Annotated in this window: 14 protein-coding genes; 13 read left to right on the top strand and 1 reads right to left on the bottom strand. The window is 51.8% G+C overall.

The features are described from left to right. The first annotated feature begins 3 nt into the window (after positions 1 to 3). From EL143_RS06765 to nhaC, 13 genes are all read left to right on the top strand, one after another. Complete coding sequence (locus EL143_RS06765; RefSeq protein WP_085416451.1) at positions 4 to 348, top strand: hypothetical protein; 345 nt, start codon at positions 4 to 6, stop codon at positions 346 to 348. After that, on the top strand, positions 317 to 1,336 hold the full coding sequence (locus EL143_RS06760) for a pseudouridine synthase (protein ID WP_085416450.1): 1,020 nt from the start codon (positions 317 to 319) through the stop codon (positions 1,334 to 1,336). Before EL143_RS06765 ends, EL143_RS06760 begins: the two co-directional genes overlap by 32 nt. Before the next feature lie 151 nt (positions 1,337 to 1,487). After that, on the top strand, positions 1,488 to 2,843 hold the full coding sequence (gene xseA / locus EL143_RS06755) for an exodeoxyribonuclease VII large subunit (protein ID WP_085416449.1): 1,356 nt from the start codon (positions 1,488 to 1,490) through the stop codon (positions 2,841 to 2,843). Positions 2,844 to 2,984: 141 nt separating this feature from the next. Next, positions 2,985 to 4,178 carry a PIN domain-containing protein gene (locus EL143_RS06750; protein WP_085416448.1) on the top strand — a complete coding sequence of 398 codons (1,194 nt, stop codon included), beginning with the start codon at positions 2,985 to 2,987 and terminating at the stop codon, positions 4,176 to 4,178. A 168-nt stretch (positions 4,179 to 4,346) separates the two neighbouring features. Further along, positions 4,347 to 4,718 (top strand): 30S ribosome-binding factor RbfA, encoded by a 372-nt coding sequence (gene rbfA, locus EL143_RS06745; protein WP_085416447.1) that lies wholly within the window; start codon positions 4,347 to 4,349, stop codon positions 4,716 to 4,718. A 145-nt stretch (positions 4,719 to 4,863) separates the two neighbouring features. Beyond that, entirely contained in the window at positions 4,864 to 6,417 is a 1,554-nt protein-coding gene (locus tag EL143_RS06740; protein WP_085416446.1) for a BCCT family transporter, read from the top strand. A 3-nt stretch (positions 6,418 to 6,420) separates the two neighbouring features. Then, positions 6,421 to 6,549 carry a hypothetical protein gene (locus EL143_RS12845; RefSeq protein WP_269471227.1) on the top strand — a complete coding sequence of 43 codons (129 nt, stop codon included), beginning with the start codon at positions 6,421 to 6,423 and terminating at the stop codon, positions 6,547 to 6,549. 53 nt (positions 6,550 to 6,602) lie between these two features. Further along, positions 6,603 to 8,273, top strand: coding sequence for a choline/carnitine O-acyltransferase (locus EL143_RS06735; RefSeq protein WP_085416445.1), 1,671 nt, complete (start codon positions 6,603 to 6,605; stop codon positions 8,271 to 8,273). Between the two features lie 193 nt (positions 8,274 to 8,466). Further along, on the top strand, positions 8,467 to 8,736 hold the full coding sequence (gene rpsO / locus EL143_RS06730; protein ID WP_040666955.1) for a 30S ribosomal protein S15: 270 nt from the start codon (positions 8,467 to 8,469) through the stop codon (positions 8,734 to 8,736). A gap of 220 nt (positions 8,737 to 8,956) precedes the next feature. Next, the gene (gene aroQ, locus EL143_RS06725) at positions 8,957 to 9,436 is read left to right on the top strand and encodes a type II 3-dehydroquinate dehydratase (protein ID WP_085416444.1); all 480 of its coding nucleotides are present in this window, start codon (positions 8,957 to 8,959) and stop codon (positions 9,434 to 9,436) included. Between the two features lie 57 nt (positions 9,437 to 9,493). Continuing rightward, positions 9,494 to 10,087: a glutathione S-transferase N-terminal domain-containing protein gene (locus tag EL143_RS06720; RefSeq protein WP_085416443.1), complete on the top strand. Its 594-nt coding sequence runs from the start codon at positions 9,494 to 9,496 to the stop codon at positions 10,085 to 10,087. 20 nt (positions 10,088 to 10,107) lie between these two features. Next, positions 10,108 to 10,647: a glutathione peroxidase gene (locus tag EL143_RS06715; protein ID WP_085416442.1), complete on the top strand. Its 540-nt coding sequence runs from the start codon at positions 10,108 to 10,110 to the stop codon at positions 10,645 to 10,647. A gap of 83 nt (positions 10,648 to 10,730) precedes the next feature. Further along, positions 10,731 to 12,107 carry a Na+/H+ antiporter NhaC gene (nhaC, locus tag EL143_RS06710; protein ID WP_085416441.1) on the top strand — a complete coding sequence of 459 codons (1,377 nt, stop codon included), beginning with the start codon at positions 10,731 to 10,733 and terminating at the stop codon, positions 12,105 to 12,107. 51 nt (positions 12,108 to 12,158) lie between these two features. Here nhaC and EL143_RS06705 read toward each other — a convergent pair whose 3' ends face one another. After that, complete coding sequence (locus EL143_RS06705; RefSeq protein WP_085416440.1) at positions 12,159 to 12,821, bottom strand: OmpA family protein; 663 nt, start codon at positions 12,819 to 12,821, stop codon at positions 12,159 to 12,161. Between the last annotated feature and the right edge of the window lie 242 nt (positions 12,822 to 13,063).

The raw sequence follows: 13,063 nt of genomic DNA, 5'->3' as shown, positions 1-13,063 counted from the left end.
GATATGCCCGTCATACTCGGGCTTGACCCGAGTATCCCGCATCTTCGTAAGCTAAAAGATACTCGGGTCAAGCCCGAGTATGACGATACTTTTGCAGAAGAAGCAGTAGGTCGGATTCTCGAATCCGACAAAATCGCCGAATACCATCGTTTGTCGGATACAAGTATCCGACCTACGGTTGAATTAATTTCAGACGGCCCCCACCCTACAAAAGGCCGTCTGAAAACCCATCTTATCTATTTTTTAACAACCCATCCTGCCGCACAAGCCGCAGAAGAACCGTTTTCCTTTCAGGAAAATGCGTTAGGAGCTTTTAGTGAACACCAAAAAAATCTCAAGCAAACGTGAATTGCGCGACGGCGCACCGGCCAAGAAAAAGGCTGCCCGCAAAAACACAGGCAAGTTTTCAGACGGCCTTAAGAATAAAACAGGCGTAAAAGAAGCCGCAGGCAAACCCTCTGCGCCGAAAACGCAGGCTTCCCGCGCCAAAAAACTGGTGGTGCGCAATCCCAATCAAAAAATCATGGAACGCGCCCGCGATTTGAAAGAAAAACGGGTCGATTTAGACAGCTTCGAGCCGGTGCGCCTGCAAAAAGCCCTTGCCGCATCGGGCGTGGGTTCGCGCCGTGAAATGGAAGACTGGATTACGCAGGGCTTGGTTACCGTTAACGGCAAAACCGCCCAGCTTGGCGACAAAGTTTCGCCCGACGACCAAGTTACCGTGAAAGGCAACGTAATCAAGCTCAAATGGCCCGACCGCCTGCCGCGCATTATTCTCTATTACAAGCAAGAAGGCGAAATCGTCTCGCGCGACGACCCGCAAGGCCGCGTGAGCATTTTCGACCGCCTGCCCCAAGCCGCCAGCAGCCGTTGGGTGGCCATCGGCCGTTTGGACATCAACACCAGCGGCCTGTTGATCCTTACCACATCGGGCGAACTGGTCAACCGCTTCGCCCACCCCAGCTTTGAAGTCGAGCGCGAATACGCCGTGCGCGTGTTGGGCGGGCTGGACACCGAACAAATGAAAACGCTTACCGAAGAAGGCGTGATGCTGGAAGACGGCTTGGCCAAAGTTGAACGCATCTACGAGCAAGGCGGCGAAGGGGCAAACAAGTGGTACAACGTGATTATTAAAGAAGGCCGCAACCGCGAAGTGCGCCGCATTTTCGAGCATTTCGGCTTAACCGTGAGCCGTCTCGTGCGCGTAGGCTTCGGCCCCATCGGTTTGCCGAACCGCTTGAAACGCGGCCAGTTTTACGAGCTGAATCCGGCCGAAGTGGCCGGCGTGATGAAATGGGCAGATATGCGCCTGCCCGGCAGCAAGCGCCGCCGTTGATATGCTGAAATCTTGAATGCCTGTCTGAAAAAGATTCAGACAGGCATTCAAGGCTGTTTCAAAATCATTCAAACGACACAGCCCTAATACACTTCATTCTTTATTCGCCGACATCCCTTTATAATCCGCTTTTTTAACCGGTTTTCCTACCATGTCCGAACTCTTCGCCCCCGCCGCCATTTCCGTTTCCGAACTCAACGCCTTAGCCAGAAGCCTGCTGGAAGACAACCTGTTCGGGCTGTGGGTGGCGGGCGAAGTGTCCAACCTTACCCGCGCCGCCAGCGGGCATTACTATTTTTCGCTCAAAGACAGCCGCGCCCAAGTGCGCTGCGCCATGTTTAAAGGCACGGCGGCCAAACTGGCTGCACCGCTGAAAGAAGGCGACCACATCGAGCTGACCGGCAAAATCAGCATTTACGAAGCGCGCGGCGAATTTCAAATCACCGTGAACGAAGTGCGCCTGAAAGGTTTGGGGCAGCTTTACGAAGCCTACGAAAAGCTGAAAGCCCAATTGCAGGCCGAGGGCGTGTTTGCTGCCGAACGCAAAAAACCGCTGCCCGCCCACCCGCGCACCATCGGCATCGTTACCAGCCTTGCCGCAGCAGCCTTGCGCGACGTGGTCAGCACACTAAAACGCCGCGCACCGGAAATACCCGTGATTGTGTATCCGACCGCCGTACAAGGCGCGGGCAGCGACTTGCAGATCGCCCAAGCGATTCAAGCGGCCTCTGCGCGTGCCGAAGCCGATGTGTTAATTGTGTGCCGCGGTGGGGGCAGCATCGAAGATTTGTGGGCGTTTAACGAAGAGCCTGTGGTGCGGGCGATTGAAGCGTGCGAAATCCCCGTAGTCAGCGGCGTGGGGCATGAAACCGATTTCACGCTGGCGGATTTTGTCGCCGACGTACGCGCGCCTACACCCACGGGTGCAGCGGAACTGGTCAGCCCCAACCGCTTGGAATCGCTGCACAAGCTCGCGCAGGCACAAGGCCGTCTGAAAACGGCATTGGAACAGCGTTATTACGATGCCAGCCAGCGCGTCGATTGGTTCGCCCGCCAAATCCGCCATCCGCAGCAAAAGCTGAACGAACAACGCAACCAACTTGCCGCCTTGCAACAGTCGCTGCGCTTTTCCATGCACAACAACCACCGTTTCAACGTCCAGCAGCTTGCCCGCCGGCAACAAAGCATGATTCATCTGCGCCCCGATATATCTGCGGCACAACGCGACGTGGCACGTTTTCAGACGGCCTTACAGCAAAGCCGTTTGTCTTTGTTTGCGCTGTACCGCCAGCGTCTTGAAAAACAGGCCGCCCTGCTCGAAGCCGTGTCGCCGCAGCACATTTTGGAACGCGGCTTCAGCGTGGTTAAAAACAGCCGCGGGCAGGTTATCCGCAGCGCCCATGCTTTGAAGCAGGGTCAAAAACTGCACATTATGTTTGCCGACGGCGAAACCGACGTGCGCGTTACCAGCGAGCATAAGCAGCCGGATTTGTTTGATTATTCTTAACTGTTTTTATAAAGACACATAACAGGCAACTTTTCCCCTCAGCTATAACATAGGGCTTGAGAAAACAAATAACAAAAATTACTATTACTATGTTTTGTTATTATCATTCAGCTTCAATAATAACTTTGGGGGAAAAGAAAAATGAAGCATGTTTTAATCGATTTTGAAAATGTACAACCTGAACCGGGCCAGCTTTATTCACTCGAAAACGAAAACTGCCATATCTGGCTCTTTTTAGGTAAATTACAACAAAAAACATTATCTGTTGAATTATGCGAAGCATTATGCCGATTTGGTAAAAATGTGCATTTCGTCAAAGTAGCCAAAACCGGAAAAAACGCATTGGATTTTTATCTTGCTTATTATTTAGGCAAGATTACTGAAACCGACAAAAACGCCGTCATTTGCATACTGTCCCGCGATGGTGGCTTTGATGTTTTAGTTGAACATTTGAAAGACAATCAGCTTTGCAGTGGTATCGTTAGGCTGGAAAATTTAGATGAAGTCAACAAAGTCAACCATTCCTTATCTGCCCAATTATTGTCGGCCACAATACCAATTGAATCTTTACCGACACAATGTGCACCGGAAAGCATTCCGAACAAATACGAAGACACGCAATTTATCAATACATGCTCACGCAAAGTAGCGCAGGCATTAATGGAAAATGACCGTTTCCAACTTAAAGGCCGCAACAATCTTATTTCCATCATTCATAAATTGGTTTTAAAAGACGAGTTGGAAGAATTCGATATCGAAATCAGAAAAAATATTGCCGAATCTATTGTGAACAAGCTATCAACCAAAGGGATGTTGAAAGCTGATCCTCTTAACGGTTTGCTCTCCTATCATTTTATAAGTTCTGAAGAGCTATTAGAGATATTAATAACTCAAGTTAAATCCTCAAAAGCCAAGACATTAACCGGATTGGAAAATGTGATCCGCTCCAAAGCTGCCGCCTGTTATCATGACTTGGGCGATAACGATATCAGCCAATTGGTTTGCTATTTGAAAAAACAGAATATCTTAAAGCAAACCGACCAAAAAATCGAATATGCTCCTTTTCCCGCCTCTACTGCAATGCCTAAACCAAAGCAATTGGCACAACCCATTATTATCAATGCGGAAGAAGATGTAAGCATTATGCAAAAAGTTAATCAGTTTTTTACAAAATGCACCAAAAACAAACCGGCCAGTAAAAAAGCTTTGGGAAATTCATTTAAATCAACATTGAAATTGAAAGATGCCCAAATAGAAAAACTGATTCAAGTTTTAATCAGCCAAAACAAATTCAATATCACTGAAACAGGCAAAATCGTTTACCTGAAAAATTAAAACCTTTCCAAAACCGATATGCCTGTCTGAACCAGACTTTCAGACAGGCATTGCGCACTACCGCAGCTTGCTGCCGCAAGCCCGCTCCAAATACAGTATAATAAGCACATCATCCAATGCCTGTCTGAACCATATTTTCAGACAGGCATCAACACAGGAATAACGATCATGAAAAAATCAAACAGAGGTTATGCGCGTGTCGACCGCGTGAAAGAGCAAATCATGCGCGAGATGGCCGAGCTGGTGCGTACCGGGCTGAAAGACCCGCGCGCGGGGTTTATCACCATCAATGAGGTTGAAGTAACCCGCGATTACAGCCACGCCACCATTTACTATACGGTGCTGGATGATTCCACCCGTGAAATCACCGCCGAGGCTTTGGAGCATGCCAAGGGGTTTCTGCGCAGCGAGCTTTCCAAGCGCATCAAGCTTTTCCGCATTCCCGAGCTGCATTTTGAATATGACGAGTCGATTGAGCGGGGCATGAGCATTTCGCATCTGATTGACCAAGCGGCTTCGGAAAAACCGGTCGAAGATTGACCGCTGTTCTTTAAAAAACAATGCCTGTCTGAAAACCTTTGTGCTTTCAGACAGGCATTGTACAATCCGATAAAAAATACATCCGATTACGCCAGCGTCTTACCCGTTTCCACAAAACGATACACGAATAACAAAAAGGCTGCGTATGTCTACACAAGAAGAAACCCCGTCCAAACGTCCCTATTATTTTTTATGGACTGCCCTTCTGGTGGGCTTTATGGCGGCAACCGCCGTGATAAACCCCACTCTGCTTACCGACAGCATTGCCGGCGTGAGCAAATTTTTCTATCTTAAATTCGACTGGCTGATTATGTGGCTGCCCCTTCTGGCTTGTGCCGTGGGGCTTTCCGTTGCTTTGTCGCCGCGTTTCGGCAAAATCCGGCTCGGCGGCCGGGATGCCCAGCCTGAGTATTCGTTTTTTTCATGGATGAATATGCTGTTTACCGCCGGCATCGGTGTGGGCATTGTGTTTTTCGGCCCGATTGAGGCGCTGTGGCACTATTATCATTCGCCCATCGGCATCAAGGCCGAGAATCTGCCGGAGTATCAGAAGGTTGAAAATGCAATGAGCCTTGCGCTGCATGTGTGGGGCATTCCGGCATGGTCGCTTTATACGATTGCCGGACTGGTGATGGCTTATTTTATGTATCAGCATAAAACCGAGTGTACCCCTGCCGCGCCGCTGCAATATGCGTTCAAACATAAAAAATGGGCCAAGCCTTTGGGCATTATCGTAACGGGCTTGGCGATTTTGTCGATTGCCATGTCGGTTTCCTCTTCGATTGCCATGGCTTCGGTGCAGATTTCTTCCGGCCTGAAAATCATCACGGGCATGGCATTCGACACCATAGGTTGGAAAACCGTGGTGCTTGTTACCATTGCCGCACTCTATACCGCAGGTGCGGTGCTGCCGATTGACAAAGGCATGAAATGGCTGGGCGATATTACGGTTGTGTTGTCGATATTGCTGCTTGTGTTTGTGTTCCTTACCGGCCCGACGCACTATTTTATCAGCACTCTGATTGTTGCCATCGGCAACATCCTCACCAAAACCATCCATCATTCCTTCGAGCTTTATGTGTTCCACAACCGCGATTGGGTGGTGTGGTATCCGATGGCTTATTGGGTGTGGTGGGTTACTTGGGCGCCGTTTGTGGGCGTGTTCCTGGCTAAAATTTCCAAAGGCCGCACTTTGCGCGAATTTGTGTTTGCCTCGGTGATGGTGCCGGCAGGCTTTATTGTTATCTGGTTTTCGGTGTTTTCCGGTTTCAGCCTGCTCGACACGGTGGAAGGCACGGGGCGCTTGGCGGAAATTGCCAATAAGGGCGACTATGAAGGCACGTTTTATTACCTGCTCAACATGCTGCCTTTGTCTTTCGCGACCAAGCCGCTGACTGTGGTGCTGTTCCTCGGCTTTGTGGTAACCACCGTAACCAGCGCGGCCATTTCGCTGGGCATTATGACCAGCAGTGACGGCCGCCGCGAAAACAAATTCCGCGCCGTGGTATGGGCCGTATTGATGACGCTGATCAGCTACGCGGTTATTTTCACCGGCAAAATGGAAGGCATTAAAGCAGTAGGCTCTTTTTCCGGCTTTCCGTTTGTGTTCATTATGTATTTGTGGTTTGCCGCGCTGTGGCGCCAGCTCAACCGCGATGCGCCCCGCTTACCGCCCGCTCCGGTAAAAGACAAGGAGTAAACCGTGAAAAAAGAAATTCTGTATTGGAACCAAAGCGTTCACGACAACATCCTCGAAACCGTGATGATGGTTTTGGTTATCGCCTTTTTATACTATGTCGTCAAATTGGCCTTCTTTGAAAAAGACGATTAAACATTTTCAGACAGGCATTGCCGCCTGCGCCCAATTATTACCAGGAGAACACGATGTCCCAAACACCCCGCCTCCCCGTGCCCGATTTGGCCGAAACCTGCGAACGCTATTTGAAACAGGTGCGCCCGCTGCTGAGCGACGAAGCTTTTGAGAAAACCGCAGCAACCACCCGCTATTTCAAATCGCGCAAAGGCAAAGAATTGCAGGCCGCCCTGCAGCAATTTGCAGCAAAAGCCGAAACCAGCTGGCTGATTGACGCCTGGCTCGAAAGCTATCTGAGCGTCCGCACGCCGCTGCCTTTAACCAGCAACGTAGGCTTCAGCATCCAAACCCAAGGCAGGGATTTGGCGGAATGGGCATCCGCATTGGCAGCGGTGTGCGCCGATTATTACCATCAGCGCATTCCCGTGCCGCACACCCCGCAAGGCACCCCCGTGTGCATGACGCAATGGGCGATTTTGCAGGGCGCTTCGCGTGTGCCGCAAAAAGAAGTCGACAGTTTTCACTTTTCACCCAAAGGCAACCGCCATATCGGCGTGTTGCACAACGGTTTCTACTACCGCTTTGCCGCGCTCGACGAACAATTCGAAGCCTACCACCCCGATACGTTCAGACAGGCATTCGAACAAATCCTTTCCGATACCCCTCAAAACCGCTATCCGGTAGCCGTGCCCTGCTATCTGGGCGGCAACGAAACCGCCCGCGTATACCAAACCCTGCAACAGCAGGAAGACAACACCCGCCTGCTGGAACACATCGAACAAGACCTGTTCCATATCAGCATCAGCAGCGAAAACCTCGATGCCGACAGCGATCTCGCCCAAACCACCTTCCAACCCGGGCAAAACGTTTGGTGCTACAAACCCACCACCTATTGCTACAACACAAGCACCAACCGCCTGTTTCTGCATTGCGAACACACTTGGTCCGACGGCGGCGCGCTTAAAGGCATCGTTACCCTCGCCACCGCCAAACTGGCCGCACCCGGCGGCAAAAAAAACCGCCCCGCCGTCCACCGCTACGAATGGCAGCTGGATGCCGCCTTGCAGAAAAACTGGCAAAAATGGCAGCAAAACTATGCCAAGCAGGCCGAACCGATGCGCGTAACCAGCGCCTGCGTGCCGTTCAACGGCCTAACCGTTCCCAAAGGCGTGAGCCAAGACGCGCTGATGCAGTTTCTCCTGCAATACGCCCAGCTCACCACCTACGGCAGCATCCGCAACACTTACGAAGCCGTTGATGTGAGCCACTTCCGAAACGGCCGCACCGAATGCGTGCGCCCCGTTTCCGAAGAATCACTGGCATTTGTCGGCACCCTATTGCAGGAGAAACCCTCCCGCGAAGCGCTGGATGCCGCACTGGCCGAGCACAAAGCCCGCATCAAAGCAAGCAAACTCGGCCAAGGCCCCAACCGCCACCTGCTCGGCCTGCAACTGATGGCGCCCAAAGCAAGCAGCCGCAGCCCCGTATTTTTTAAAGACGAAGGCTACCAAACCTTCACCACCGATTTCCTCTCCACCTCAACCGTAGGCGACGACAGCACGGTGGTTAACTTTGCCTTTGCCCCCACCTCGCCGGGCGGCTTGGGCGTCAACTACACCATCACGCCCGAAGGCTGGCTGTTTACCGTGAGCCACACCGAAAACCAACAGCAGGAAGTCGGCGTATTTCTGGAAGCCCTGAAAGTCGGCGGGCAGCATTTGCTCGAATTTCTCAACGCCTGACCGAATGCCTGTCTGAAAGCCCGTTTTCTTTTCAGACAGGCATAGCCGAACTTGGCAAAATCCGTTACTTATGACATAATTACCGCTCTGTCCGCCCAATAATCGGCGCAGGCAGATTCAGGAGTTTGCACAGGTTTCGGCTTGGCAAACTTGTCCGAACCGCAAGGTTCATATTCATTTTTGGAGTTTTATCATGGCACTGTCCATCGAACAAAAAGCACAAATCGTTAAAGATTTCCAACGCAAAGAAGGCGATACCGGTTCTTCTGAAGTGCAAGTTGCATTGCTGACTTTCCGCATCAACGACTTGACACCCCACTTCAAAGCCAATCCTAAAGACCACCACAGCCGCCGCGGCCTGTTGAAAATGGTGAGCGCACGCCGCCGCCTGTTGTCTTACCTGCGCCGCACCAAGCCCGACACTTACCGCGAGCTGATCGGCCGTTTGGGTCTGCGTAAATAATCGAAATCTGATTCATGAAAATGCCGCCTGTTTTACAAGCGGCATTTTTATTGCCTGCCCCAAACCGGCAAGCTGAAACCTAAACAATGCCTGTCTGAAAGCTTGCGCTGCAAATCGGCCTAACATATCACGCACTCGGCCGCCCGCACCCGCCCTTTCCCAAGCCCCGAGCCATCAGTTACAATACCCGCATATATTTTAAACATACAAAGGCAGCATTATGGCGCGCATTCTGGTTATCAACGGCCCCAACCTCAATCTGCTCGGCACCCGCGAGCCGCACATTTACGGCTCGGAAACCTTAGCCGACATCAGCAAACATCTCGACTGCGTTGCCGCCGAACTCGGCCTCGGCATTGTCCATTTCCAAAGCAACAGCGAAGGCGGCATCGTCAGCCGCATCCAAGAAGCGCGCGGCAACACGGATATGATTATTATCAACGCCGGCGCCTACACCCATACCAGCATTGCCATCCGCGACGCACTCGGCGGCGTAGGCATTCCCTTTATCGAAGTCCACATTTCCAACGTACACAGCCGCGAAGCCTTCCGCCACCATTCTTATCTTTCCGATAAAGCCGTCGGCGTGATTGTGGGGTTGGGCACCTACGGCTACGAAGCCGCCCTGCGCTTTTGCAGCCGCCATGTGAATATAGTCAATCAACACAAAGGCGCGCAGCAACGCCGTAGTAAAAGTTAAGTTGATTGACTATAGCAGCCGATAAAATCTTTGATGCCTGTCTGAAAGGAACAAGCCATGCAGCTTTATCTCAGCCACACTTCCCCGTTTGCCCGATTATGCTTGGTGCGCGCGCTCTTGTTGCAGCAAAACGATTTACGCCTGCATTTCACCAACCCGTGGGACAACCCTGCCGACTTGGCCGGGAAAAATCCGTTCGGCCAAATTCCCGTGCTGGAAACCGACGACGGTGTAACCATTTACAATACACACCTCATCTGCCAATACCTGCACCATGATGCCTTTTCACCGCAAGATTTGGCCGTTACCGCTTATGCCGCCAGCCTGCTGGAAATAAGCATTCAGGCACTCAAGCTCGTGCGTTTCAAAGCCGAAAACAGTACCGATCATCCCCTGGTGGCACGCTGCTTGGATGCCGTTCGGCGCGCCCTGCCCCAAGCGCCCGAACTCGATCCACAAAGCCGGGAATGGCCGCAAGTGATGCTCGGCATTGTTTTGCTTACCGTGAAGCTGCGCTGCCCCGACCTGTTCAACCAACATGTGCGCAGCGATACCGCGCAGGCAGTTGCCCGATTCGAAGAGCTTGATTTTGTGCGCAAAACCGACCCCGCAGCTTTGGAAAAGCGCCCTGCCACCGTCGGCAGCCTTTAAATCGGAACAAAGGAAACCCAATGGCTTCAATTTATGATTTCACCGTGCGCAATGCGGCGGGCGAAGCAGTAAGCCTGTCTGAATATGCAGGCAAAGTGCTGCTGATTGTGAACACCGCCACCCGCTGCGGATTAACGCCGCAATATGAAGAGCTGCAACAGCTTTACGCCCGGTTCCACCCTATGGGGCTGGAAATTTTGGATTTCCCCTGCAACCAGTTTCGCGCCCAAGCGCCGGAATCGGGCAGCGAAATCGCGCAAATCTGCCAAACCAAATTCGGCACGCAATTCACGATTTTCGACAAAGTCGATGTAAACGGCCCGAATGAAAGCCCGCTGTATGCCTATCTGAAAGCGCAACAGCCAAATGATAAGGGCGGCGGCAGCTTTAAAGAGCTGCTGCTCAAGCTCGCTTCAATCGGCGAGAAGCGCGAAGGCAGCGACATTAAATGGAATTTCACCAAATTCCTCGTCAACCGTAACGGCGAAGTGGTCGGGCGTTTTGCACCAAGCGTCAAGCCTTCCGAAATAGCGGATGATTTGGAACTGCTGCTTTCCTAAACGCATCATACAAATGCCTGTCTGAAACATTCAGACAGGCATTGCGCCGGTTCTACCCTTAATCATTATCGAATCAAATCATCATGAAAAAAACATTAATCCATACCCGCCCGAAAGAAGCGTTGCTGATTGCCGCCATCATAATTGCCACCATGGGCGTAACCATCATCGGCTTTGAATGGGTACCGCATTTGGCCATTATCCTAGTTTTATGCGGCCTGATGATGTTCGGCTTGGCCCGCCGCGTGTGTTTCAAAGCCATGCAGAAACAGATGGCCGAGGGCGTGATGTCGGGCATAGGCGCGATTTATCTGTTCTTTTTTATCGGCCTTTTGGTGTCAGCGCTGATGATGTCGGGTGCGATTCCCACGCTGATGTATTACGGCTTCGGGCTGATTTCGGCGGATTATTTCTACCTTTCCGCTTTCCTGCTTACCGCCGTTACCGGCATTGCCATCGGCAGCAGCCTCACCACCTGCGCCACCATAGGCGTGGCTTTTATCGGCATGACCCAAGCGTTTCACGCCAACCCCGCAATTACCGCCGGCGCCATTGTGTCCGGTGCATTTTTCGGCGATAAAATGTCGCCGCTTTCCGATACCACGGGCATTGCGGCTTCCATTGTGGGCATTGATCTGTTTGAACATATCCGCAATATGATGTACACCACCGTGCCCGCATTCGTCTTAACCGCGGCCTTGTTCGTGTTGTTTGCCGATGCCTCCACTGCCAATCTCGACAGCATTGCCGCCATGAAAACGCAACTGTTGTCCAGCGGGCTGATACACGGTTACACGCTTATTCCGTTTGCCGTATTGCTGATACTGGCTCTGCGCAAAATCAACGCCATTTACACGATTATCGCCACCGTTGCCACCGCCCTCGTGATTACCTATATCCACAGCTCGCCCTCGATTAAAGACATAGGCGGCTGGTTCTTCGCCGGTTACAAGCCTGCCGCAGATTTGGGGCAAACCGGCAGCCTGCTTTCGCGTGGCGGCCTCCAAAGCATGTTTTTCACCCAAACCATTGTGATTCTCGCTCTAAGTTTGGGCGGCCTACTGCATGCTCTCGGCATTTTACCTGCACTGCTCGAAGGCATCCGCCACCTGCTCACCACCACCGGCCGCGCCACTTTATCCGTGGCCTCCACCGCTTTAGGTGTGAACGTATTGATTGGCGAGCAATATCTCAGCCTGATGCTGGCCGGTGAAACATTCAAACCGGTTTACGACAAGCTGCAACTGCATCCGCGCAATCTGTCGCGCACGTTGGAAGACGCGGGTACCGTTATCAACCCGCTGGTTCCCTGGAGCGTGTGCGGCGTATTCATCAGCCACGCGCTCGGCGTGCCCGTAATCGACTATCTGCCCTATTCTTTCTTTTGCTACCTCTGCCTGCTGTTAACCCTGTTGTTCGGCTTCAGCGGCTTAACCATCAGTAAAAAAGAAGAAAGATAAAACAATGCCTGTCTGAATATTCAGACAGGCATTTTGCTTATTTAAACAACATTATTTACCGGCATTGGCAGTAGGATTAATCAGAATCTCCACACGGCGGTTTTGCGCTTTACCCGCAGCCGTGTCGTTGCCGGCAACAGGCTGGCGCGAACCGTAGCCGACCGTGCTCAAGCGGGAACCTGCAACACCGCGCTGCACCAAATAGTCTGCCACAGAACGCGCACGGCGTTCAGACAGAGGTTGGTTAATCGCATCATTACCGCTACTGTCTGTATGGCCTGCCACGGTAATCGTGGTTTCGGGATATTGCACCAAGGTTTCGGACGCTTTGTTCAAAGAATCCATAGCCGCACCGCTCAAAGTCGCGCTGTTGGTATCAAACGTTACTGCGCTCGGCATAGTCAGCTTGATTTGGTTGCCTTCGCGGGAAACCTGTACCTCGCTGTTTTTCAGGCTCTCGCGCAATTTGGCTTCCTGGTAGTCCATATAGCCGCCCACACCGGCACCCACTGCACCACACGCCAAAGCCGCATTGCGCGCGCCTTTGCCGCCGTGGGTAATCGCACCGATCGCACCGCACGCAGCCGCGCCGCCCAAACCATACATGGCGGTTTTGCTTACCTTTTGCTGGCCGGTGGTAGGATCCGTAACACAACCGGTCAAAGCCATAGCGGAAGCTGCCGCTAACACAGTTAAAGTTTTCATCATGTTCATTTTACGATTTCCTTTCAGAAGGGATGTGAACAAATTTACATACATTACTGTTTTTATTATCCGACAAAATACTTTTCTCAAAGTTTCTTTAACAAGATATTACGTTTAGATACCACTCAACCCGTTTTACCCTCCGCTTGCCGCAATACCGTGTGCACATTTTACAGCAAAATTACCCGCGGCTCTTCTACAGCAAACAATTGGAAACACCCGTTCAAAACAATAAAAATGCCTGTCTGAAA

It is taken from the genome of Neisseria canis (genome assembly GCF_900636765.1).
GTDB classification, from domain to species: Bacteria; Pseudomonadota; Gammaproteobacteria; order Burkholderiales; family Neisseriaceae; genus Neisseria; species Neisseria canis.
This window is presented reverse-complemented; position numbering and strand designations above follow the sequence as displayed.

Bases quoted from the DNA above. Each gene is read 5' to 3' on its own strand.
- EL143_RS06765 (WP_085416451.1), top strand. From the start codon at position 4: ATGCCCGTCATACTCGGGCTTGACCCGAGTATCCCGCATCTTCGTAAG.
- xseA (WP_085416449.1), top strand. From the start codon at position 1,488: ATGTCCGAACTCTTCGCCCCCGCCGCCATTTCCGTTTCCGAACTCAAC.
- EL143_RS06750 (WP_085416448.1), top strand. From the start codon at position 2,985: ATGAAGCATGTTTTAATCGATTTTGAAAATGTACAACCTGAACCGGGC.
- rbfA (WP_085416447.1), top strand. From the start codon at position 4,347: ATGAAAAAATCAAACAGAGGTTATGCGCGTGTCGACCGCGTGAAAGAG.
- EL143_RS06740 (WP_085416446.1), top strand. From the start codon at position 4,864: ATGTCTACACAAGAAGAAACCCCGTCCAAACGTCCCTATTATTTTTTA.
- EL143_RS06735 (WP_085416445.1), top strand. From the start codon at position 6,603: ATGTCCCAAACACCCCGCCTCCCCGTGCCCGATTTGGCCGAAACCTGC.
- rpsO (WP_040666955.1), top strand. From the start codon at position 8,467: ATGGCACTGTCCATCGAACAAAAAGCACAAATCGTTAAAGATTTCCAA.
- aroQ (WP_085416444.1), top strand. From the start codon at position 8,957: ATGGCGCGCATTCTGGTTATCAACGGCCCCAACCTCAATCTGCTCGGC.
- EL143_RS06720 (WP_085416443.1), top strand. From the start codon at position 9,494: ATGCAGCTTTATCTCAGCCACACTTCCCCGTTTGCCCGATTATGCTTG.
- EL143_RS06715 (WP_085416442.1), top strand. From the start codon at position 10,108: ATGGCTTCAATTTATGATTTCACCGTGCGCAATGCGGCGGGCGAAGCA.
- nhaC (WP_085416441.1), top strand. From the start codon at position 10,731: ATGAAAAAAACATTAATCCATACCCGCCCGAAAGAAGCGTTGCTGATT.
- EL143_RS06705 (WP_085416440.1), bottom strand. From the start codon at position 12,821: ATGAACATGATGAAAACTTTAACTGTGTTAGCGGCAGCTTCCGCTATG.